Source organism: Kocuria coralli (assembly GCF_008831305.1).
Taxonomy (GTDB): Bacteria; Actinomycetota; Actinomycetes; order Actinomycetales; family Micrococcaceae; genus Kocuria; species Kocuria coralli.
The window spans coordinates 52,326-73,656 of sequence record NZ_ML708619.1 but is presented as its reverse complement, the minus strand read 5'-3'; the positions used below and the strand labels follow the sequence as shown (position 1 = coordinate 73,656).

Here is a 21,331-nt window from a genome sequence, read left to right as displayed (position 1 = left end):
CCCCCGGCGCGGTCACTGCCGGGGGTACCGGGCCGGGGGCTTACCAGCCGCGTTCCGCCAGGCGGTGCGGGGCGGGCAGATCGCCCACGTTGATGCCCACCATGGCCTCGCCGAGCCCGCGGGAGGCCTGGGCGATCGCGGCGGGGTCGTCGTACTGGGCGGTAGCCGCCACGATGGCCTCGGCACGCCGTGCCGGGTCACCGGACTTGAAGATCCCGGAACCCACGAACACGCCGTCGGCGCCCAGCTGCATCATCATCGCGGCATCGGCCGGAGTGGCCACCCCGCCGGCGGTGAAGAGCACGACGGGCAGTTTCCCGGTCTCCGCCACCTCTCGCACGATGTCGTACGGGGCCTGCAGCTCCTTGGCCGCCACGAACAGCTCGTCGGGGTTCGCCCGGAAGGTGGCCTGCAGGTCGGCGATCTGCTTGCGGATCGTGCGGATGTGCTTGGTGGCCTCGGAGACGTCCCCGGTGCCGGCCTCGCCCTTGGACCGGATCATCGCCGCGCCCTCGGCCAGCCTGCGCAGGGCCTCCCCCAGGTTGGTGGCCCCGCACACGAACGGGACGGTGAAGGAGTGCTTGTCGATGTGGTTGACGTAGTCCGCGGGGCTGAGCACCTCGGACTCGTCGATGTAGTCCACGCCGAGCTCCTGCAGGACCTGGGCCTCCACGAAGTGCCCGATACGGGCCTTGGCCATGACCGGGATGGAGACCGACTCGACGATCTGGTCGATGAGGTCCGGGTCGGACATGCGGGCCACCCCGCCCTGGGCGCGGATATCGGCGGGCACCCGCTCGAGCGCCATCACGGCCACGGCCCCGGCGTCCTCTGCGATGCGCGCCTGCTCCGCGGTGACGACGTCCATGATCACCCCGCCCTTGAGCATTTCAGCCAGACCGCGCTTGAGCAGCGGTGAGCCGGTGGCAGGGGTGGAATCCAGTGCAGTTTGAGTCATGAGTGCCATGTTCTGAGAAATACTGGTCCATTCCTAGATCCATTCCACTGCTCATCGAGTAGACCAGTTGACGACGACGGAGCACAATGGCCCCATGACCCAGCGAGCAGCCACCGACCTCACCGTGGTCCTGGACCGGGAGGACCCCAGGCCCCTTCCGGTCCAGGTGGCGGCGGGTATCCGCGAGCAGATAGCGGGCGGAACGCTCGCGCCGGGCGACACCGTGCCGTCCACCCGGTTCCTGGCCACGCGCCTGGGGGTGTCCCGGGGGACGGTCGTCTCCGCCTACGACCAGCTCCTGGGCGAGGGCTACCTGCACGCCGCGCAGGGACGGCCCACCACAGTCCATCCCGGGCTGGAACGGATCCACCCGGATCCCGCCCGGACCGAGCGGGAGCGGCCGGATACCGGCCCGCCGGGAGACCAATTGGGCGGACTCCCACCGGACCAGCGATCGCAAGCGGCCCCCCCGAGCGCGCACGGACAGCTCGTCGACCTGCGTCCCGGCCAGCCGGACTCGAGCAGGCTGGCCGGGGCTGCGTGGCGTTCCGCGTGGCGTCACGCCGCCTCCCAGCCGCCGTCGCCCCCTCCCGATCCACTGGGTCTTCCACCCCTCAGGGAGGCGATCGGCGAGCATCTCCGGCTGATGCGAGCGCTGCCGGTGGCGCCGTCGTCCCTGCTCGTCACCGCGGGGGCGCGGGAGGGTCTCACCCTCCTGCTGGCCGCCACGGCCAGGCGCAACGGGCGCACGCAGCTGCGGGTGGGGCTGGAGGCACCCGGGCATCCCGGCCTCCGGGACGTGCCCCCCGCCCATGGACATGCAGTGGTCCCCTGCACGGTGGACCAGGACGGCCTCCGAGTGGACCTGTTGCCGGAGGGCCGGGACGCCCCGGACGTGCTGATCGTGTCCCCCAGCCATCAATACCCCCTGGGCGGCTCGCTGACCCTGCAGCGCCGGCTGGAGCTCCTCGAATGGGCCCAGCGCTGGGACGTGCTGCTCGTCGAGGACGATTTCGACTCCGAGCTGCGCTACGTCGGGGCGCCCCTGCCCACGCTCTCCGCCCTGGACGCCACCGGTGAGCAGGTCGCGCTCCTGGGCACGTTCTCCACCGTGCTCACGCCGTCGCTGGCCACGGGCTACGTGGTGCTGCCCGGGCACCTGCGCACCCCCGTGACCGGGTTGCGCGACACCCTGGGGGTCCCGGTGGCAGCCGTCACCCAGTACGCGCTCGCGCACCTGCTCTCCTCCGGGTACCTCAGGCGGCACACGCAGCGGATGCGCACGGCCTACCGACGGCGCCGGGAGGCCGTGCAGGATGCCTTCGACGGCGTGCGGCTGGCCCGGCTCGCGCCCATGCACGGAGGGGTCGACGCCGTGATCCTCACCGAGCTGCCGGAGGAGACCGTCATCGAGCGCTGCGCTGCAGCCGGGCTGCTCGTGGGCCGGCAGTCCAAGTACTGGTCGTGGGGCGCGGATCAAGGCCCCGCCCCGCGCGGCCAGGGCATCGTGGTGGGGTTCGCGCAAGCCGGAGACGACGACCTGGTCGACCTCCTGCCTCGATTGGTCGGGGCATGCACCGATGAACCGCTATTTGACAGTTCTCCCGCATATTCTGCGGAATAGACGGGAGAAGTCCGAGATCAGGAGAGAACCCAGAACGTGAAAGACCTGGTGACCGAACGGCTCATCCTGCGTCCTCTCACCGAGGTGCATGCACGAGCCATCATGAGGGTGGGCAACCGCAGCCCGCGATACCCCTCCGCCGCCGACATCGAGGCCGCCGGGGATTTCCTGGCCCTCTGCGCGCGAACCGGCAATCCGTACCCTTTCGGCTCCTACGAGGTCAGGCTGCGCAGTACCGGTGAACCGATCGGATACGCCGGTTTCAACCGGCCCCTGGACGCCGACGGCGTGAGCACCGTCGGCTACGGGCTCGTCGAGACGGCGCGGGGCCACGGGTATGCGACGGAAGCGGTGAAGGCCCTGCTGGCCATGGCGAGGTCCCGGGGCGCCTCGCAGATCCGGGGCAGCGCGCACGTGGACAACGTGGCCTCCCAGAAGGTCATGCTGGCCGCGGGCATGGGGTTCCTGGACTCCGACGACCACGAGCGCTTCTACGCCATGACCTGGTGAGCCGCTACTCGGCCTCCTCCTGCGCCGCGGCGTACTCCTCGGGCGAGAGCAGGTCGCCTTCGGACTCCACGTCCACGGCCAGCAGCCAGGCCTGGCCGTACGGGTCGGAGTTGAGCAGGGCGGGGTCGTCGGCCACCGCGTCGTTGACCTCGACGACGGTGCCGGTCACGGGCGAGTAGATCTCGGAGACGGACTTGGTGGACTCGACCTCGCCGCAGACCTCCCCCGCGGTGACGGTGGTGCCGGCCTCCGGCAGGTCCACGTACACGACGTCGCCCAGGGCGTCCACGGCGATCTGCGACAGCCCGATGCGGGCCGGGGAGGCCGAGTCCACCCATTCGTGCTCGGCGGAGTAGCGGTAGTCCTGGTTGACCTTGTCGATGGCGCTCATGGCGGGGTTCCTCTCGATTCCTGACATACGGGGGACGGGCTCACGGACGGATGCCGGGAAGGGCCGACGGTCAGCGTTCCCGCTGGTAGAAGGGCAGCTGCACCACGCGGAACGGGCTGGGCCTGCCGCGGAGGTCGACGTCGAGCTCCGTTCCGGCCTCCGCGTGCTCCGGGGCCACGAAGGCCAGGGCGACGGCATGGCCCAGCGTGGGGCTGGGGGCGCCGGAGGTCACCTCTCCGACGGGCGTGCCATCGTGCAGCACCGTGTAGCCGGGGCGGGCGGCCCGTTTGGTGTCACTGGCCAGGCCGACCAGACGGCGCGCAGGTCCGTTCTCCTTGATGGCCGCGAGCGCCTCGCGCCCGACGAAGGACTCCTTGGTCTTCAGGGCGACCACGCCGCCCAGACCGGCGCTGAAGGGGTCGATCTGCTCGGACAGCTCGTGGCCGTGCAGGGGCATGCCGGCCTCCAGCCGCAGGGAATCGCGCGCGGCCAGTCCGCACGGCACCAGGCCGTGGGCGCTCCCGGCCTCCTCGAGGACCTCCCAGAGCCGTTCGGCGGCATGCGGATCGGAGTCCACGTCCACGAAGAGCTCGAAGCCGTCCTCCCCGGTGTAGCCGGTCCGGGCCAGCTGGACCGGGAGCTCCCCGCCGCCGGCCCGGACGACGACGTCGGTGATCGCGTAGTACCGCAGCCGGCTCACCGCCTCGGCGCTCTCCGGGTCCACGACGTCGAGCAGGATCGCCTCCGCTCCGGGGCCCTGAACCGCGATCAGCGCGGTAGCCGCCGTACGGTCGGCGATGGTGACATCGAAGACCCGGCCCGTGGCCGTCGTCGTGCGCTCCCTGAGCGCGGCGAGTGCGGCCGGGGTGTTGGCGGCGTTGGGCACCACCAGGAAGTCGTCCTCGGCACGCCGGTAGGTGATGAGGTCGTCGATCACCCCGCCGGACTCATTGCACAGCAGGGAGTACTTGGCCTTGCCGACCTCGATGGCCGAGAGCCGGCCGACCAGGGCGTAGTCCAGGAAGGCGCCGGCCTCGGGGCCGGTCACGGAGACCTCGCCCATGTGGGAGAGGTCGAAGATCCCGGCGGCCTCGCGGACGGCCCGGTGCTCGGCGACGTCGGACCCGTATCTCAGCGGCATCCACCATCCTCCGAAATCCGTGAAGGAGGCTCCCAGGCGTTCGTGCACGTCCGTCAGGGGGGTGGGTCTGGAGTTCTGCGGGCTCATCGCGTGGGGTCCTCCTCGGTGGTGGCGGTGGTGGCCTCCGCGTCGCCGCCCGCTTCGGCGAAAGCCTCGGGCGGCGGGCAGGAGCACACGAAGTTGCGGTCGCCGTGGGCGCCGTCGATGCGCCCGACCGGCGGGAAGTACTTGTCGACGCGCAGGCTCGGCAGCGGGAAGGCCGCCAGTTCGCGCGTGTAGGGGCGGTCCCACGTGTCCGCGGCCAGCACGGCCGCCGTGTGCGGAGCGCGCCGGAGCACCGAGCGCTCGGCCTCGACCCGCCCGGCCGCGACGTCCTCGATCTCGGCGCGGATCGAGATCATGGCATGGACGAAACGGTCCAGCTCGTCCAGGTCCTCGGACTCGGTGGGCTCGACCATGAGCGTGCCGCTGACTGGGAAAGACTCCGTGGGGGCGTGGAAGCCGTAATCGATCAGGCGCTTGGAGACGTCGGTCACCGTGATCCCGGAGCGCGCCGTCAGCTTGCGCAGATCCAGGATGCACTCGTGGGCCACCAGGCCGTTCTCCCCGCTGTAGAGCACCGGGAAGTGCTCCCCGAGGCGCTTGGCCAGGTAGTTGGCGTTGAGCAGGGCGACGGAGGAGGCCGCGGTGAGCCCCTCTCCGCCCATGAGGGCCAGGTAGGCCCAGGAGATCGGCAGCACGCCGGCGGAGCCCCAGCGGGTGCTGGAGACGGGCAGGCCCTGTCCCGCCGCGGCGGCGTCGGACAGGACGGCGCCGCCGCCGTCCCCCGTGCTCGCCGAGGGACGTCCCGGGTCCCCCTCCAGGGGGTCGCCGGGCAGGAAGGGGACCAGGTGCTCGGCCACGGCCACCGGCCCCACACCCGGGCCGCCGCCACCGTGGGGGATGCAGAAGGTCTTGTGCAGGTTCAGGTGGGAGACGTCGCCGCCGAATCGGCCCGGCCGGGCCAGCCCGACCATCGCGTTGAGGTTCGCGCCGTCGACGTACACCTGGCCGCCGGCGGCATGCACGGTCTCGCACACGTCCCGGACCTCGGCCTCGAACACGCCGTGGGTCGAGGGGTAGGTGATCATGATCGCCGCGACCCGGCCCTCGTTCTCGGCGATCGCCCGATCGAGGTCCTCGCTGTCGATGGTGCCGTCCTCGGCCGTCTTGACCACCCGCACCCGGAGGCCGGCCAGGACCGCCGACGCCGCGTTGGTGCCGTGCGCGGAGGCCGGGATCAGGCACATGTCCCGCTGGTCGTCCCCGCGGGATATGTGCCAGCGGCGGATGGCCAGCAGCCCGGCCAGCTCCCCCTGGGAGCCCGCGTTGGGCTGCACGGAGACCTTGGCGTAGCCGGTGATCTCGGCGAGCCTGTCCTCCAAGTCGGTCACAAGGTGCTGCCAGCCCCGCATGCGCTCGAGCGGAGAGTACGGGTGCACGTCGGCGAACTCGGGCCAGGTGATCGCGGCCATCTCGACGGCGGAGTTGAGCTTCATGGTGCACGAGCCCAACGGGATCATGGTGCGGTCCAGCGCCAGGTCCCGGTCCGCCAGCCTGCGCAGCCACCGCATCATCCGGGTCTCGGACCGGTAGGCGTGGAAGTTCTCGTGCGTCAGGAATCCGGAGGCCCGCCGGAGGGGCTCCGGCAACCGGACGGCGACCGGCACGATGTCGTGGGCCTCCAGCCCGAAGGATTCGACGACGGCGGCCACCTCCGCCGCCGTCGTGCGCTCGTCGGTGGAGATCCCCACGTGGTCGTCGTCCACCCGCCGCAGGTCGATGCCCCTCTCCGCCGCCGCCGCGAGGATCTCGTCGGCACGTCCCGGGACCCTGGCCACGACGGTGTCGAAGATCTGCTCGGAGACCAGCTCGACGTTCCCCGCGCTCAGCGCCTCCGCGAGAGCGCGGGCGTAACCGTGGACGCGCTCGGCGATCGCCGTCAGGCCCTCCGGGCCGTGGTACGCGGCATAACATGCAGCGGCCTCCGCCAGGAGCGCCTGGGCGGTGCAGATATTGGAGGTGGCCTTCTCGCGGCGGATGTGCTGCTCACGGGTCTGAAGGGCGAGGCGGTAGGCGGGCCGGCCGGCGTCGTCGTGGCTGACGCCCACCAGACGACCGGGCATGGAGCGCTGCAACCCCTCCGACACCGCGATGAAAGCAGCGTGCGGGCCCCCCGCGAAGAGGGGCACGCCGAATCGCTGGGAGGTGCCCACGGCGATGTCCGCACCCAGGTCCCCCGGGGCGGCCACCAGCGTGAGCGCCAGGAGGTCTGCCACCACGGTGACCATGGCGTTGCGCTCGTGGGCTTCGGAGACGAGCGGCGCCCAGTCGTGGAGGCGCCCCGAGGAGCCGGACTGCTGCACGATCACGCCGGCGATGGGCTCCTGGATCTCCGGCAGGCCGCCGGTCAGGTCCAGGATGCGCAGGTCCATGCCGACCGCCCGGGCGCGCCCGGGCAGCACCGCGAGCGATTGCGGGAAGAGGTCCTGGTCCACCAGGATCACGCCGTTCTTGGCCTTGCGGTTCGCCCGGGACATGAGCAGGGCGGCCTCGGCGACGGCGGAGGCCTCGTCCAGCAGGGACGCGTTGGCGATCGGCAGGCCCGTGAGGTCCTGGACCATGGTCTGGAAGGTCAGCAGCAGCTCCAAGCGGCCCTGCGAGATCTCCGGCTGATAGGGCGTGTAGGCCGTGTACCAGGCCGGGCTCTCCAGCAGGTTGCGCGAGATGGCAGCGGGCGTGACGGTGCCGTAGAAGCCCTGGCCGATCATCGGCGTGCCGGGATCGTTCCGGCCGGCGATCCTGCGCAGCTCGGCCAGGACCTCGGCCTCGTCGAGCGCCGGAGGCAGGTCCAGCTCTCCCTCCTGGCGGATGGCGGCAGGGATCGCGCGGTCCGCGAGCTCTTCGAGGGAGGCGACGCCCACCTCGTTCAGAAGGCGGTCGAACTCGGCGCCGCGGGGACCGATGTGCCGGTCCGCGAAGGCCTGGGGCCCGGCGCCGGAGACGCGGGGTGCCTGGGATGACGGGGTCGCCTGGGGTGCGGACGAACTCATGCGGGACTCCTCAGTTCCTGGGGCGCGGTGGCGCCCTACCGGTCCCTCCCCGCTCTGTCATGGGACCTGAGAGATTCCACGAGCCGCTGATCAGCGGCTCGTTTGCCCCGTCGGTGACGGCTGCCGCGCCGGCCGGGCGGTCCGTTCTTTCCAGAGGTGCCGAGCGTCCCGGTGCAGGTGCCTGAGAGTTTCCCGGGGAGGGGTTTGCTCCTACGGCGCCCCACGCAGCATCCGGGGGTCTCTCCCGGGGCGCTCGTCGGCATGTTCGTGTATGCCCCCAGAGCCTACCGTGACCCGTCTGACCGGACCAAGGAAGGGCCGGTGCCGGATGAGATGAGCATGAGAGACATCGGGTAAACGCCCAGGTGGAGAGACCTGGATCACACCGGAGTGAAGTACCCTTATGAGGACCTATCCACTGACTGGAGGTCTACCGTGCGACTCAAGCGTGCTGCTTTCTCATCAGCCCTGGCATCCGCCGCCCTTGCCCTGGCTCTGACGGGTTGCGGCTCCCAACCCGGGGCCGACGACGACGCCGAAGGTGCCGACACCGCCACGCCGGCCCCGACGGTCACCGTCACGGAGGAGGCCTCGCCGACCGCCACGGGGGCCACGGGCTCGGCGACCAGCACCGCATCCGAATCACCGACGAGCACGACCAGCGCCTCCCCGACCGATTCGAGCACCTCGGGGTCGGCGACCTCGCCCGCCGGTGAGGCCACCCAGGGCGGCGCCTTGGACGCCGCCCTGAACGCCATCGACACCGCTGAGGGCGAAGTCGGCGGCCAGGCCGTGAGCATCGACTTCGACGACGGCGGATGGGACGTCACCGTGGTCCAGGACGGGCAGGAGACCGAGGTCAAGCTGGGCGCCGATGGCGGCACCGTCCGGGAGCAGGACAATTCCGAGTCCGTAGACTCCGACGACCAGCAGGAGCTCGATGCCGCCGAGATCACCTTGGGCGACGCTCTCACCAGGGCCACGGACGCCCATCCCGGCAACATCGACGACGCCGAGCTGAACACCGACCGGGGCACGGTGGTCTACGACGTAGAGCTCTACGTGGGCACCGACAACTCCGGGTTCACCGTCTACGTCGACGCCGCGAACGGGGAGATCGTCAGGACCTCCTGACCTCGTCCTTCGGGGAGTCCGGAGGACCTTCCGGGGCCGGGGTCGCGACCGGGTCGCCGTCGTCCCCGGCACCCCCGCTCCTGCGCACCGTGGCCGCCAGGCGTTCGCTCATGTCACGCATGGCGGCCACAAGTTCGGGCGGCTCCAGGACCTCCGTCCCGATCGGGATCACCGCGAGGTGCGCGGCCATCCACTGGATGTCGTCCGCGCCGGTGGTCAGCACGCACGCCCCCGGGCCGTCCTCCGCCAGCACGCCGACGGTCGGCGGGAAGAGCCGCTCGACCTCGGCCCGGGGCGCCTCGAACCGCACCCTGATCGCGTGCTGATAGGGGTCCGTGGTCACCGACCGGCGCAGATGCTCCTGGATGTCCGGGGTGGGCCGGGGCGTGAAGCCGAAGGTGGAGGTCCTCGCGGCGTGGATCCGGTCCAGCCGGAACGTGCGCCAGTCCTCGCGGTCGAGGTCCCAGGCGAAGAGGTACCACCTTTTGCCCAGGGCGAGCACCCTGTACGGCTCGATGCGGCGCTGGGTGGCCCGTCCATCGCGGGCCACGTAGTCCATGCGCACCTGCACCCCCTCGTGGACGCCGTGGGACAGGGTCACCAGGACGTCCGCGTCGACGCCCGGGCCGCCACCTCCGACCACCTCGATGGCCTTGGCGATGGTACCGATGCGCCGCCGCAGGGTTTCGTGCGCCAGATGCTCGAGCCGCTCGAGAGAGCGGGCGGCCACCTCGTCCAGCCCGGTGATCCCCGAGGACGACGCCAGCCGCAGCCCCACGCCGACCGCCACCGCCTCGTCGGGCTCCAGCAGCAGCGGCGGCAGTTTCCTGCCCGCTCCCAGCCGGTAGCCGCCGCCGTGCCCGCGACCGGACATGACCGGATAGCCGAGTTCGCGCAGGCGGTCGATGTCGCGGCGCACGGACCTGACCGTGACGCCCAGCTGCTCGGCGAGCTCGGGGCCGGTCCAGACCGTCCGGGCCTGCAGGAGGGCCAGCAGCCGGAGGGCGCGGCGGGTGGTATCGCTCATGTGTCCATCATGGAGTTTTTTCAGGACAGAAAGTGACCGCTCAGGGGAGGAACCTGCTCTCAAGAGCCATCCGGATCCGGATTCACGACGGTCCATGGCGGTATGGCGGTCCATGGCGATCCACGACGAAAGCGGCAGATCATGACACAGGCATCCCAGCTCGACGTCCTCACCTCGGTGATCTATCAGTTCGAGTACCACTGGAAAGAGCAGATCAGGCCCCGTCTGGAGGGCCTGACCGACGCCGAGTATCTCTACGACCCCTCCGCGGACCGGTCGGCCTGGACCGTCCACCCCGCGGATGAACGCCGCACGGAGATGCAGGCGGGCGCGAGGGACACCGTGGTCGACTTCGCGTTCCCCGAACCCGACCCGGCACCGTTCACCACCATCGGCTGGCGCCTCGCCCACGTGATCGTCGGGGTGCTGGCCGTCCGCAGCCACGCGCACCTGGGCGGCCCCGAGGCCTCCTACCAGAGCTGGGACTACTCCCCCACGGCCGAGGGCGCCCTGGAGCAGCTGGACGCCGAGGTCGCCCGCTGGTTCGACGGCATCCGGAAGTTCGACGATGCCCGCCTCGCCCAGCCCTGCGGACCCGACGAGGGCCCTTGGGGAGAGCTTCCGATGCTCGACCTCCTCCTGCACATCAACCGCGAGCTGATCCACCATCTCGCCGAGATCGCCCTGCTGCGCGACCTCTACGCCCACACCCGCTAAGGAGTCGTCATGTCGTTCCTCACCCGTCAGGTCACCACCGAGAACGATGCGCTCGCCGGGTTCGCCGCGAACCAGATCCGGCAGATCGCCTGCGCCCTCCAGGGCCTCAGCGACGAGCAGATCCGCATGAAACCCACGGCCAGCGTCATGAGCCTCGCCGGCCTGGCCCGGCACTGCCTCTACGTGGGCAACGAAGGGATCTTCACGGCGTTCGACGCCTCCCGGGCCACGGCCACCAGGGACTCCGGGAACCATGCGGCCGGCCAGCCGTCCGACGAGGCGGTCCTGGACGGGGACACCGCGGACTCGCTGATCGCCGAGCTCGAGGACATGGCCGCCTGGGTGGAGACCACGCTGGCCCAGGCCGATATGGATCAGCGCGTGCCCATACCGGATGCCCCGTGGTTCCCCCAGGATCTGGGGACCTGGCCCGGCCGCTGGGTCGCGATCCACGCCGTGGAGGAATACGCCCGGCACGCCGGCCACGCGGACATCCTGCGGGAGGCCATCGACGGCAAGGGCGCCTACGAGCTCAACGCCCTGGCCGACGGCGAGCCCTGGCCGCCCGAGGGCTGGGACTGAGCACACGGCGGGGCCGGTCCGTCGGAACGGACCGGCCCCGTCGTCATGCAGGCCCCGTGAGGACCGTCTTCGCCCCCAGCTCCCGTATTTTTGTGGGTGACCCTTCGTCCCGAGGAGCACCCATGACCCAGTACCCCTCAGCAACGCATCAGCCGGATCTCCTGGAGGCCCTGGGTATCAGGGCCCCGGTGATGGCGGCCCCTATGGCCGGCGGCCCCAGCACGCCCGAGCTGGTGATCGCCGCGGCCCGCGCCGGAGGACTGGGCTTCCTGGCCGCCGGGTACAAGACGCCGCAGCAGCTGGCCGGCCAGATCGCCGAGGTGAGGGCGGAAACGGAGCGATTCGGGGTGAACCTGTTCGTCCCCCATCCCGTACCGATCCAGACCGGGGACTTCCGCGCCTACGCCCGGTCGCTGGAGGACCTGGCCCGCCGGTTCGACGTCGAGCTGGCCGCGGAGCCGCAGGAGGATGACGACGCCTGGGCGGAGAAGGTCGATCTGCTGGTCCAGGACCCCGTCCCGGTCGTGAGCTTCACCTTCGGGCTTCCCTCCGCGGAGGATATCGCCCGCCTTCAGGCGGCCGGCACGGTCACGGTGCAGACGGTCACGAACACGAACGAGGCCCACGAGGCCCGGACGCTCGGCATCGACGCGCTGGCGGTTCAGGCGGGCTGTGCCGGCGGGCATTACGCCACCCTCACCCCCGAGCGGCCCGCCCCGGACCTCTCCCTGCCGGAGCTGGTACGCCAGGTCGCGGAGGCGGTGGATCTGCCGATCCTGGCGGCCGGGGGCATCAGCCGGCCCGACCAGGTCCGCGAGGTGCTCGACGCCGGCGCCGCGGCCGTCGTCGTCGGGACCGTGCTGCTGCGCTGCCCCGAGAGCGGTGCCTCACCAGTGCACAAGGACGCCCTGGCCGATCCGGGGCGTACGGGAACCACCGTGACCCGCGCCTTCTCCGGTCGCCCCGCGCGCGCCCTCCGGAACGCCTTCACCGACCGCTTCACGGACCTCGCCCCGCTGGGCTTCCCCGCCCTGCATCACCTGACCGGCCCGATCCGGAAAGCGGCCACGGCTGCCGGCGACCCGGAGGCCGTCAATCTCTGGGCCGGTGAGGGCTTCCGCGATGCCACCGACGAACCGGCCGCCGTCGTCCTGCGCCGCCTCACAGAGGATCTGTAATGACGGTTCCACCTGCAACCGGCCGTCAGTGGTGAGTTGAGCCGCCCATCAGCGCTGATGGGCGGCTCAACTCACTACTCGGCCAGAAGAGGCGACAGTACGACGACGGCGGGCCGCCTCCCGGAGGAGACGGCCCGCCGTCGTCGCGGAACGAAGCGGAGATCGGATCAGGCGGACACCGAGGTGCCCGCGGAGCCGAGATTGCGGCATGCCTCGACCACGCGAGCGGACATGCCCGCCTCCGCGGCGGCGCCCCAGACGCGGGGATCGTAGGTCTTCTTGTTGCCGACGTCGCCGTCGACCTTGAGCACACCGTCGTAGTTGGTGAACATGTGGTCGACCACCGGGCGGGTGAAGGCGTACTGGGTGTCGGTGTCCACGTTCATCTTGATCACGCCGAAGGAGACGGCGTCGGCGATCTCCTGCTCGGTCGAGCCGGAGCCGCCGTGGAAGACCAGGTCGAAGGGGCGGTCCTTGCCGTACTTGGCGCCGACCTCGTCCTGGATCTGCTTGAGCAGCTCAGGGCGCAGGCGGACGTTGCCCGGCTTGTAGACGCCGTGGACGTTGCCGAAGGTCAGAGCCGTGATGTAGCGGCCCTTCTCGCCCAGGCCGAGCGCCTCGACGGTCTTGATGGCGTCATCGGTGGTGGTGTAGAGGGTGTCGTTGATCTCGCCGACCACACCGTCCTCCTCGCCGCCCACGGCGCCGATCTCGACCTCGAGGACGATGTGCGCCTTGCCGGTCCGCTCGATCAGCTCGGCGCCGATCTTGAGGTTCTCGTCCAGATCGATGGCGGAGCCGTCCCACATGTGGGACTGGAAGATGGGATCCTCGCCACGGGCCACGGCGGCCTCCGACTCGGCCAGCAGGGGCAGCACGAAGCCCTCGAGCTTGTCCTGGGGGCAGTGGTCGGTGTGCAGGGCGATGTTGACGTCGTAGTTCTTGGCGACCTCGCGAGCGAAGGCGGCCATGGCCAGCGAGCCGCGGACCATGTCCTTCACGGAGGAGCCGGACCAGTAGGCGGCGCCACCGGTCGAGGCCTGGATGATGCCGTCAGAGCCGGCCTCTGCGAAACCACGGATGGCGGCGTTGAGGGTCTGGGAGGAAGTGACGTTGATCGCCGGGTAGGCGAAGCCCTTCTCCTTGGCCCGGTCGAGCATCTCGTTGTAGACCTCAGGGGTTGCGATGGGCATGCTGGCTCCTTCTTCGTCGAGTGCCTCAGGGCTGCTGCCCGCCCCATGTGCGGCGCAGCACTTCGGCCAGTCTAGTCGGGAGGCACAGTCAAAGGCAGAGAAGATGCCAAGAGGTGCCACGCTCCTCTTCTCAAGCCCTGGTCTCGGCCCCCGGGGCCGCGCTCCGCGCGATCTGGCCGAACACATGGCGGCGCACCCACGCGTGCATGGTGATCGCCGCAGCAGCACCGGCGTTGATGGAGCGAGTGGAGCCGAACTGGCTGATCTCCAGCACGGAGTCCGCCCTCTCGATGACCTCGGAGGAGAGCCCCGGGCCCTCCTGCCCGAACACGAGGGCGCAGCGTTCGGGCAGGTCGAAGGTCTCGATGGGCACGGAGCCGTCGACGTTGTCGACGGCCAGCACGGTCAGCCCCTCCCCGCGCGCCCAGGCGACGAACTCGGCCACGGAAGGATGGTGATGGACCTCGAGATAACGGTCGGTCACCATGGCGCCGCGCCTGTTCCAGCGACGACGGCCGATCACGTGCACGCCACCCGCGTTGAACGCGTTGGCCGTGCGGACTACCGAGCCGATGTTGAAGTCGTGCTCCCAGTTCTCGATGGCCACGTGGAACCCATGGCGGCGCGTGGCGAGCTCCGCCACGATCGCCTCCAGGCGCCAGTATCGGAACTCGTCCTCGACATTGCGCCGGTCGCCGTCGCGCAGCAGCTCGGGGTCCCAGTGGTCGCCGTCGGGCCAGGGGCCTTCCCAGGGCCCTTTTCCGACGACCGGGCGCGGGAGGTCCTCCCCCACGGGGTCAGTCAAGGCCGAGTTCGCCCTTGCCGTAGGCGTAGAGGCAAGGCACGCCCGCGTTCTCCTCGATGCGCTCCTTGGCCCCGGTGGCCCGGTCCACGATGATCGCCACGGCCACCACGTTGGCCCCCGCCCTCTGGAGCGCCTCCACGGCGGTCAGGGCGGAGCCGCCCGTCGTGGAGGTGTCCTCGACCACCACGACGTTGCGCCCCTCGACGCTCGGCCCCTCCACCTGGCGGCCCATCCCGTAGGACTTCTGCGCCTTGCGCACCACGAAGGTGTCGATGGCCCGGCCCTGGTCCCCGGCTGTGCGCATGATCGCGTGCCCGACGGGATCGGCGCCCATGGTCAGCCCGCCGGCTGCCTCGAACTCGATGCCGGCGTCGTCGAGCATCCCGAGCATCACCTGGCCGATCAGCCGCGATGCCTCATGATGAAGGCTCACCCGCCGCAGATCGACGTAATAATCGGCTTCGATCCCGGAGGCCAGCGTCACCTTGCCCCGCACGACGGCCAGGTCCACGATCAGCTCGCGCAGTCGCTCGCGGGCGGCGGACAGGTCCGGGGTGTTCAGCTCGATGCTCATGGTCACCATCCTAAGTCGGCCACGGGGCGGGCGAGGCCCCCGGGACGACGGGACAGCCCCCTCAACGGTTCTCTCGGAGCACGTCATTTGATGGCTTCATATCCGGGGATTTGTCAAAATAGCGCATGCAATTCCGGCTGCGCCGGGCAACGAGGCCTTTCGCACACGAGCAGGAATTGCCGCCCCACCGAGAATCCCGGGGCGAACCGAGAACACAGAGGACTCCCCCACCTATGCGCATCTCTCGCCGCACCGCTCTGGCCGTCACCACCGCATCGCTGGGCACCGTGCTCTTGAGCGCATGCCGGAACCCGGACGACGCCGGACAGCCGTCGGAAACCTCCGCCAGCCCCTCTCCGACTCCCACCCCCGTCCAGCCTCCCGAAATGGAAGTCTGGCCGGACAACACCACGGTCCCCCATCTGTTCTTCCATTCACTCGTCGTCGATACCGCGCGCGCTTTCGACGGGGACCCGGAATCCGCCGGCTATCTCGATTACATGGCGACCGTCAGTGAATTCGAGAAGATCATTCAGCAGCTCTTCGACCGCGATTTCGTGCTCGTGAGCCCGCACGAGATGTACGACGTCGCCCCCGACGGCGCGGTCTCCTCCAAACCCCTGGAGGTCCCCGTGGGCAAGAGGCCTGTGGTGCTCTCCTTCGACGATCTGTCCTACTACGAGTACATGGAGGGCGACGGCTTCGCCACGGACGTCGCCGTCACCGACGACGGCGCCCTGACCACCAACTACGAGGACGCCTCCGGCAAGACCAAACAGGGCAACTACGACTACGTCCCGATCCTGGAGGAGTTCGTGTCGGAGCATCCGGAGTTCTCCCCCACCGGGGCCAAGGGCCTGATCGCGATGACCGGGTACAACGGCGTGCTGGGCTACCGGACGTCGGAGCTGGGCTACAAGGACGACAACGAGGACCTGGAGCAGGACCAGAAGACCGCGACCGACGTCGCCAGCGCGATGAAGGACAAGGGCTGGGAGTTCGCCTGCCACACCTGGGGTCACATCAACTGCACCCAGATGCCCCTCGAGGTGATCCAGGAGGACATGCGCAAGTGGAAGGCGGAGGTCGAGCCGATCGTCGGCCCCACCGATCTGCTGATCTATCCCTTCGGGGCGGACATCGCCGGCCTGGAGCCCTACGGCAATGCCAAGTTCGACTTCCTGAAGGCTCAGGGATTCCACTCGTACTACAACGTGGATGCCAGCACCACGGCATGGAACCAGTACGGTCCCGCCTACCTCCGGCAGGCCCGGATCAACGTGGACGGGATCAGCCTCAAGGCCGCCGTCCAGGGACAGAACCAGACCCTCTTCGAGTTCTTCGACCCGCATTCGGTCGTGGATCCCGCCCGCCCGGCCACGATCGCCGGATCCTGACGGGCCTCATATTCTGCCCCGGGCGTCGGTACAGTGGCTGAGATGTTCTCGGACTGGAAACGGCGACGCGCCGCACGGAGGGTCAAGCCCGGGGACGGCCATTCGCTCAAGCGGTTCCGCTGGTGGCAGCCCTTCTCGCGCGCCCTGTTCCATCTCCGCCTCGACGACGACGCCGGGCACCGGCAGGTCTGGTCGGTGGACGTCCAGCTCTGGGGGGATTCGAACGGGGAGGTCAAGGCGCAGCTCTACCGCGACGGCAGGCATCACGCCGAGTCCAAGCTCCCCGCCGGATTCCGGATCCCCGGCGGGACCATCGAGGTGGTCGCCAGCGGCTACGGGCTCAAGCGCTGCCACTACGTGGCGGACGACGGCACCGAACGGCAGCTCGTTCCCGACCCCGCCTCCGCCGAAGGCCGGCGCGCCCGCCTGGAACGCCGCCACCCGGCCCTGAGCCGCGGGATGGGGGCCGTCTCCATCATCGTGCTCCTCGTGGCCCTGGTCCTCGGCGTGCCGCAGATCGCGGAGCAGGTCACCCGCATCCCGCCCGTCGCCGAGCACGTCGGCACCTTCACGTCCCCGATCCGGCTCCCCGCCTGGTTCAACATCGCGCTGCTGGTGGCCACCCTCGTCGCGAGCACGGAGCGCGCCCTGCGCCTGCGCTATCACTGGCTGCTCGACGGCGGACTGTTCGACGGGTCGGACTGACCGCGGACACGGCGTTCCCAGCCTGGCCGACGGCACGGCCGCACCTCGCCGCGGAGGTCAGCGAGGGGGCATACGAAGAGCGCCGTCCAGGCGGATGGTCTCCCCGTTGAGGTAGTCGTTGGCCAGGATCGCCTGCACCAGTCCGGCGTACTCACCGGGCAGGCCCAGGCGCCTGGGGAACGGCACGTTGGCCTCGAGCGCCTCGCGGAACTCCTGGGTGATGCCGTCCATCATGGGGGTCTGCACGATCCCCGGCGCGATCGTGCAGACCCGGATCCCCGCCCGGGCCAGATCTCGTGCCGCGGCGATGGTCATCGAGTGCACCCCGCCCTTGGACGCCGCGTACGCCGCCTGGCCCACCTGACCCTCGAAAGCGGCCACGGAGGCCGTGTTGACGACGACGCCGCGCACCCCGTCGTCGAGCGGGTCGTTGCCGGCCATGACCGCTGCCGCTCGGGTCATGACGGTGAAGGTGCCGATCAGGTTGATCTCGATGACCTTGCGGAAGAGCCCCAGGTCGTGGGGGCCCGTCTTGCCCAGGATCCGGGCTGACGGGCCGATGCCGGCGCAGTTGACCACGGTGCGCAGCGGAGCCAGGTCGCGAGCCGCCTGGAGGGCGGCGTCGACCGCTTCGGCGTCGGTGACGTTGGCGGCGAGCAGCCGGACGCCGTCCGGTACCGTCCCGCCCTGCTGCGCCTTCCGGATGCCGGCGTCGAGGTCGATGCCGACCACCTTCACGCCCCGGCCGGCCAATGACGCCGCGGTCTCCGCACCCAGCCCGGAGGCCGCACCGGTGACGATCGCGCTCGAGTTCTGCAGTTCCATGGGATTCCTCTGAGGTCTCGGTCGGTTTCGGCGGGTTTCGGCAGGCTCTGGGCGGTGGTCCGGTCCCGCGCGGAGCCGGCGGGACGGGCAGCGGACGCGGCGTTCAGACGAACGCGGACTGACCGGTGAGGGCGCGGCCCACGATCAGAGAATTGATCTCGTAGGTGCCCTCGTAGGTGTAGAGCACCTCGACGTCGTTGAGGACCTTGGCGATCCCGTGATCGAGCAGGATCCCGTTGCCGCCCAGGATGTTGCGGGCCAGGGCAGCGGACTCACGGGCGCTGGCGGTCGTCGTCGCCTTGGCCAGTGCTGCGTGGACCATCTCGAAGCCGCCCTCGTCCTGGAGCCCGGCCAGGCGCACCATGAGCGCCGTGGATGCCGACAGACCGCCCATGATCCTGGCCAGATCCTGCTGGACGAGCTGGAACTTGGCCAGGGGCCGGTCGAACTGATGCCGCCGGACGGCGTAGTCGCGGGCGATCTCGTAAGCGGCCATCTGGGCGCCCACGCCCTGCCATCCGACCCAGGCACGGGAATCCCGGAGCTTGACGTTGGCGGCCGCGAACCCCACGCCACCGGGCAGCAGGTTCCCCGCGGGAATGCGCACCCGGTGGAGGTCGATGTCGGCGTTCTGCATGATGCGCAGGCCCATCTTGCGCTCGATCTTGGTGGCGGACCAGCCCGGCCGATCGGTCTCCACGATGAAGGCCTTGGCCTGGCCATCCGCCGCGTCACGGGCCCAGACGATGGCGAAGTCCGCGAAGGTGCCGGCACCGATCCAGCGCTTCCGGCCGGTGATCACCCACTCGTCGCCGTCGCGTTCGGCCCTGGTCTCCAGGCCGCCGGCGATGTCGGATCCGTGCTCCGGCTCGGTGAGCGCGAAGCACCCGACGGCGTCGAAGACCTTGAGCCGGTCCAGCCACCGGGCTTTCTGCTCCGCGGAGCCCAGTTCGTCGATCATCCCGAGGATCAGCTCGTTGTGGATGCCCACCAGGGTGCCCAGGGAGACGTCGGCGCGCGTGACCTCCGCGTAGACCATGCCGATGAACAGGGGGCTGTGCCCCGACAGGACGAGGTTGCCCAGGCCGGCCTCGGCCAGCACGGGCAGCAGATGGGCGGGGAACTCCTCGCGCTCCCAGAACCCGGCGGCCACCGGCCGGACCTCACGGTGCAGCATCTCGCGGATGGCGTGCAGGCCGTGCCGCTCTCCGGCGCTGAGCAGGTGCTCGTAGTGGAAGAGGTCGATCTCGGAGTGGCTGATGCCGACCTGGTGTTCCACGGCGGGGGACTCCCCGCGGGCGAACGGGGGCATGTGGACCCGCTTTCCGTCGCTGCCGTGCCTCCCGTGAGGGTCGCTCCCGGCGAGGCCAGGCAGTGATCTCGTCTCGATATGGTGATCCGACTCACATCTACGCTATCCAGGCGCTTCGGGCGGCGCAACGCGCCCTCGCGCCTCCGGGTACAGCGATGCCAGGGCGCAGCGATGCAAGGGGCGCAGCGCCCCCAGGGCGTCGTGGCGCCCTTGTCAACCGGCGGGACACCCCCATAGCCTTTCCGTGACCCTGATCACGCTCGCGCGGACGGTGGCCCCGCAGCTCCGCCACCACCTCCCGTATCCGACAGCCCCGATCCCTGACCCCGACGAACGGACAAGAGACGCCATGACCGCCGGTTCGAACACCCCAGCAGCTGGCGCTTCCGTCACGCAACGCTTCCGCGCCGCCCGCGACCAGCTCCTGGCCCTGCGCACCGATCTGGACGCCGCCCACCGGGAGTTCGAATGGCCGCGTTTCGAGCACTTCAACTTCGCCTACGACTGGTTCGACCAGATCGCGGCCGGACCCCGCGGCGACCAGGAGGCCCTGGTCCTCGTGGAACAGGACGGCTCCGCCACGCGCCGCACCTACCGGGACCTGTCCCGGCGCTCCTCCCAGCTCGCGGCCTGGCTCGACGGCATCGGCGTCGGACGCGGCGACCATGTGGTGCTCATGCTCGGCAACCAGGTGGAGCTGTGGGAGGCCATGCTGGCCTGCACCAAGCTGGCGGCGCGCATCATCCCCACCACGATCATGCTGGGGCCCAGGGACCTCGCGGACCGCATCGACCGCGGCCGCGCCTCCTGGGTGATCACCACAGCGGCGCAGGCCCCCAAGTTCAACGCCGTGGCCGGGGACTTCGCCGTCGTCAGCATCGGGGAGGCCACCGGCGAGCGCCTGCCCGGGCACGACGGCGAGTACGAGCACCCCCGGTTCGCCTGGTCCGACTCCTACGGAGCACCCGAGACGTTCAGTCTGGAAGAGCCCACCGCCGCCGACGAGACCCTGCTGCTCTACTTCACCTCCGGCACCACCTCCCGGGCGAAGCTCGTGGAGCACACGCATACCTCCTACCCCGTGGGGCACCTGTCCACGATGTACTGGATCGGCCTGGAGCCCGGGGACGTCCACCTCAACGTCGCCTCCCCGGGATGGGCCAAACACGCCTGGTCGAACTTCTTCGCCCCGTTCATCGCGGAGGCCACCGTGTTCCTGTACAACTACGGCCGCTTCGACGCCAAGGCGCTCATGGCGCAGATGGACGCCGAGGGGGTCACGAGCTTCTGCGCCCCGCCCACCGTGTGGCGCATGCTGATCCAGGCGGACCTGACCCAGCTCGAGAACCCTCCCGCCAAAGTGGTGGCCGCCGGCGAGCCGCTGAATCCCGAGGTCATCGCCAAGGTCGAGCGGGCCTGGGGAACGCGGATCCGCGACGGCTACGGCCAGACCGAATCCACCTTGCAGGTGGCCAACACCCCGGGGCGGCCCGTGGTGCCGGGGTCGATGGGGCGTGCGCTGCCCGGCTACGACGTCGTGCTCATCGATCAGGGAACCGGCGCCGAATCCACGACCGAAGGCGAACTGTGCCTGCGCCTGGACCCGCGGCCGGTAGGCCTGACCCCCGGGTACTGGGGGGACGAGCCCAAGACGGCCGAGGCGTTCCGCGGCGGCATCTATCACACCGGGGACGTGGTGAGCCGTACCGAGGACGGGGTCTTCACCTACGTGGGCCGCGCCGACGACGTCTTCAAGGCCTCCGACTACCGTCTCTCGCCGTTCGAGCTGGAGTCGGTGGTCATCGAGCACGATGCGGTGGCCGAGGCCGCCGTCGTCCCCTCACCGGATCCCATCCGCCTCTCCGTGCCCAAGGCGTATATCGCGCTGGCCTCCGGCTGGGAGCCCACCGCGGAGACGGCGCGCAGCATCCTGCAGCACTGCCGCGAGGGACTGGCCCCGTACAAGCGCATCCGCCGCATCGAGTTCTACGAGCTTCCCAAGACCGTGTCCGGCAAGCTCCGCCGGGTGGAGCTGCGCGATCGGGAGACCGAGATCCACGACGACGCCGGTGCGGCGACCACCGGGCAGGAATTCACCGACTCCGACCTGCTCGGCGGTTCCCGGGACTGAAGCCGCCCTCTCCGGCGAACCGTCAGTTTGATCGC

Annotated in this window: 19 protein-coding genes and 2 riboswitches; of the genes, 9 read left to right on the top strand and 10 right to left on the bottom strand. The window is 70.2% G+C overall.

Annotation, left to right across the window (positions count from 1 at the left end):
• Positions 1–40 precede the first annotated feature (40 nt).
• Positions 41–958, bottom strand: a complete 918-nt coding sequence (pdxS, locus tag FCK90_RS09680) for a pyridoxal 5'-phosphate synthase lyase subunit PdxS (protein ID WP_158034102.1) — start codon at positions 956–958, stop codon at positions 41–43.
• Positions 959–1,052: 94 nt separating this feature from the next.
• Between pdxS and pdxR the strand changes: the two genes are divergently transcribed.
• Both pdxR and FCK90_RS09670 read left to right on the top strand, forming a co-directional pair.
• A complete protein-coding gene (pdxR, locus tag FCK90_RS09675; protein WP_158034101.1) occupies positions 1,053–2,582 on the top strand; it encodes a MocR-like pyridoxine biosynthesis transcription factor PdxR in 1,530 nt (509 codons plus the stop codon).
• Positions 2,583–2,618: 36 nt separating this feature from the next.
• Complete coding sequence (locus tag FCK90_RS09670) at positions 2,619–3,092, top strand: GNAT family N-acetyltransferase (protein WP_158034100.1); 474 nt, start codon at positions 2,619–2,621, stop codon at positions 3,090–3,092.
• A 4-nt stretch (positions 3,093–3,096) separates the two neighbouring features.
• Here the strand turns inward: FCK90_RS09670 and gcvH are convergent, their stop codons facing one another.
• The 3 genes from gcvH to gcvP all read right to left on the bottom strand — a co-directional run bounded on the left by gcvH (position 3,097) and on the right by gcvP (position 7,716).
• A complete protein-coding gene (gcvH, locus tag FCK90_RS09665) occupies positions 3,097–3,483 on the bottom strand; it encodes a glycine cleavage system protein GcvH (protein ID WP_425481697.1) in 387 nt (128 codons plus the stop codon).
• 70 nt (positions 3,484–3,553) lie between these two features.
• The gene (gene gcvT, locus FCK90_RS09660) at positions 3,554–4,711 is read right to left on the bottom strand and encodes a glycine cleavage system aminomethyltransferase GcvT (RefSeq protein WP_158034099.1); all 1,158 of its coding nucleotides are present in this window, start codon (positions 4,709–4,711) and stop codon (positions 3,554–3,556) included.
• Positions 4,708–7,716, bottom strand: a complete 3,009-nt coding sequence (gcvP, locus tag FCK90_RS09655; RefSeq protein ID WP_158034098.1) for an aminomethyl-transferring glycine dehydrogenase — start codon at positions 7,714–7,716, stop codon at positions 4,708–4,710. The genes gcvT and gcvP overlap by 4 nt, the downstream gene beginning before the upstream one ends.
• Before the next feature lie 44 nt (positions 7,717–7,760).
• Positions 7,761–7,875, bottom strand: a riboswitch (glycine riboswitch).
• Positions 7,876–7,973, bottom strand: a riboswitch (glycine riboswitch).
• A gap of 178 nt (positions 7,974–8,151) precedes the next feature.
• Here gcvP and FCK90_RS09650 point away from each other — a divergent pair.
• Entirely contained in the window at positions 8,152–8,850 is a 699-nt protein-coding gene (locus FCK90_RS09650; protein WP_158034097.1) for a PepSY domain-containing protein, read from the top strand.
• Here the strand turns inward: FCK90_RS09650 and FCK90_RS09645 are convergent.
• Positions 8,837–9,877 carry a helix-turn-helix transcriptional regulator gene (locus FCK90_RS09645; protein ID WP_158034096.1) on the bottom strand — a complete coding sequence of 347 codons (1,041 nt, stop codon included), beginning with the start codon at positions 9,875–9,877 and terminating at the stop codon, positions 8,837–8,839. The two genes, FCK90_RS09650 and FCK90_RS09645, sit on opposite strands and share 14 nt — an antisense overlap.
• 141 nt (positions 9,878–10,018) lie before the next feature.
• On the opposite strand from FCK90_RS09645, the gene FCK90_RS09640 reads away from it, so the two are divergent.
• The 3 genes from FCK90_RS09640 (at position 10,019) to FCK90_RS09630 (ending at position 12,354) form a co-directional block, all read left to right on the top strand.
• A complete protein-coding gene (locus tag FCK90_RS09640; protein WP_158034095.1) occupies positions 10,019–10,594 on the top strand; it encodes a DinB family protein in 576 nt (191 codons plus the stop codon).
• A gap of 9 nt (positions 10,595–10,603) precedes the next feature.
• Complete coding sequence (locus tag FCK90_RS09635) at positions 10,604–11,176, top strand: mycothiol transferase (RefSeq protein ID WP_158034094.1); 573 nt, start codon at positions 10,604–10,606, stop codon at positions 11,174–11,176.
• Between the two features lie 122 nt (positions 11,177–11,298).
• Entirely contained in the window at positions 11,299–12,354 is a 1,056-nt protein-coding gene (locus FCK90_RS09630; RefSeq protein ID WP_158034093.1) for an NAD(P)H-dependent flavin oxidoreductase, read from the top strand.
• 167 nt (positions 12,355–12,521) lie between these two features.
• Here the strand turns inward: FCK90_RS09630 and fbaA are convergent, their stop codons facing one another.
• From fbaA to pyrE, 3 genes are all read right to left on the bottom strand, one after another.
• Complete coding sequence (gene fbaA / locus FCK90_RS09625) at positions 12,522–13,547, bottom strand: class II fructose-bisphosphate aldolase (protein WP_158034092.1); 1,026 nt, start codon at positions 13,545–13,547, stop codon at positions 12,522–12,524.
• Between the two features lie 130 nt (positions 13,548–13,677).
• The gene (locus FCK90_RS09620) at positions 13,678–14,352 is read right to left on the bottom strand and encodes a TrmH family RNA methyltransferase (protein ID WP_158034091.1); all 675 of its coding nucleotides are present in this window, start codon (positions 14,350–14,352) and stop codon (positions 13,678–13,680) included.
• The gene (pyrE, locus tag FCK90_RS09615) at positions 14,345–14,926 is read right to left on the bottom strand and encodes an orotate phosphoribosyltransferase (RefSeq protein ID WP_158034090.1); all 582 of its coding nucleotides are present in this window, start codon (positions 14,924–14,926) and stop codon (positions 14,345–14,347) included. Before pyrE ends, FCK90_RS09620 begins: the two co-directional genes overlap by 8 nt.
• A gap of 233 nt (positions 14,927–15,159) precedes the next feature.
• Here pyrE and FCK90_RS09610 point away from each other — a divergent pair, with 233 nt between their 5' ends.
• On the top strand, positions 15,160–16,323 hold the full coding sequence (locus FCK90_RS09610; protein WP_158034089.1) for a polysaccharide deacetylase family protein: 1,164 nt from the start codon (positions 15,160–15,162) through the stop codon (positions 16,321–16,323).
• Between the two features lie 42 nt (positions 16,324–16,365).
• Positions 16,366–17,028 (top strand): hypothetical protein, encoded by a 663-nt coding sequence (locus FCK90_RS09605; RefSeq protein WP_158034088.1) that lies wholly within the window; start codon positions 16,366–16,368, stop codon positions 17,026–17,028.
• A gap of 57 nt (positions 17,029–17,085) precedes the next feature.
• Here FCK90_RS09605 and FCK90_RS09600 read toward each other — a convergent pair whose 3' ends face one another.
• Entirely contained in the window at positions 17,086–17,853 is a 768-nt protein-coding gene (locus FCK90_RS09600) for an SDR family NAD(P)-dependent oxidoreductase (protein WP_158034087.1), read from the bottom strand.
• A gap of 103 nt (positions 17,854–17,956) precedes the next feature.
• The gene (locus tag FCK90_RS09595; protein ID WP_158034086.1) at positions 17,957–19,165 is read right to left on the bottom strand and encodes an acyl-CoA dehydrogenase family protein; all 1,209 of its coding nucleotides are present in this window, start codon (positions 19,163–19,165) and stop codon (positions 17,957–17,959) included.
• Positions 19,166–19,514: 349 nt separating this feature from the next.
• Here FCK90_RS09595 and FCK90_RS09590 point away from each other — a divergent pair, with 349 nt between their 5' ends.
• Positions 19,515–21,296, top strand: a complete 1,782-nt coding sequence (locus FCK90_RS09590; RefSeq protein WP_158034085.1) for an AMP-binding protein — start codon at positions 19,515–19,517, stop codon at positions 21,294–21,296.
• Positions 21,297–21,331: the final 35 nt, after the last annotated feature.

Bases quoted from the DNA above. Each gene is read 5' to 3' on its own strand.
- gcvT (WP_158034099.1), bottom strand. From the start codon at position 4,711: ATGAGCCCGCAGAACTCCAGACCCACCCCCCTGACGGACGTGCACGAA.
- gcvP (WP_158034098.1), bottom strand. From the start codon at position 7,716: ATGAGTTCGTCCGCACCCCAGGCGACCCCGTCATCCCAGGCACCCCGC.
- pdxR (WP_158034101.1), top strand. From the start codon at position 1,053: ATGACCCAGCGAGCAGCCACCGACCTCACCGTGGTCCTGGACCGGGAG.
- FCK90_RS09590 (WP_158034085.1), top strand. From the start codon at position 19,515: ATGACCGCCGGTTCGAACACCCCAGCAGCTGGCGCTTCCGTCACGCAA.
- FCK90_RS09645 (WP_158034096.1), bottom strand. From the start codon at position 9,877: ATGAGCGATACCACCCGCCGCGCCCTCCGGCTGCTGGCCCTCCTGCAG.
- FCK90_RS09610 (WP_158034089.1), top strand. From the start codon at position 15,160: ATGCGCATCTCTCGCCGCACCGCTCTGGCCGTCACCACCGCATCGCTG.
- gcvH (WP_425481697.1), bottom strand. From the start codon at position 3,483: ATGAGCGCCATCGACAAGGTCAACCAGGACTACCGCTACTCCGCCGAG.
- fbaA (WP_158034092.1), bottom strand. From the start codon at position 13,547: ATGCCCATCGCAACCCCTGAGGTCTACAACGAGATGCTCGACCGGGCC.
- pdxS (WP_158034102.1), bottom strand. From the start codon at position 958: ATGACTCAAACTGCACTGGATTCCACCCCTGCCACCGGCTCACCGCTG.
- FCK90_RS09640 (WP_158034095.1), top strand. From the start codon at position 10,019: ATGACACAGGCATCCCAGCTCGACGTCCTCACCTCGGTGATCTATCAG.
- FCK90_RS09605 (WP_158034088.1), top strand. From the start codon at position 16,366: ATGTTCTCGGACTGGAAACGGCGACGCGCCGCACGGAGGGTCAAGCCC.
- FCK90_RS09595 (WP_158034086.1), bottom strand. From the start codon at position 19,165: ATGCCCCCGTTCGCCCGCGGGGAGTCCCCCGCCGTGGAACACCAGGTC.
- FCK90_RS09635 (WP_158034094.1), top strand. From the start codon at position 10,604: ATGTCGTTCCTCACCCGTCAGGTCACCACCGAGAACGATGCGCTCGCC.
- pyrE (WP_158034090.1), bottom strand. From the start codon at position 14,926: ATGAGCATCGAGCTGAACACCCCGGACCTGTCCGCCGCCCGCGAGCGA.
- FCK90_RS09630 (WP_158034093.1), top strand. From the start codon at position 11,299: ATGACCCAGTACCCCTCAGCAACGCATCAGCCGGATCTCCTGGAGGCC.
- FCK90_RS09600 (WP_158034087.1), bottom strand. From the start codon at position 17,853: ATGGAACTGCAGAACTCGAGCGCGATCGTCACCGGTGCGGCCTCCGGG.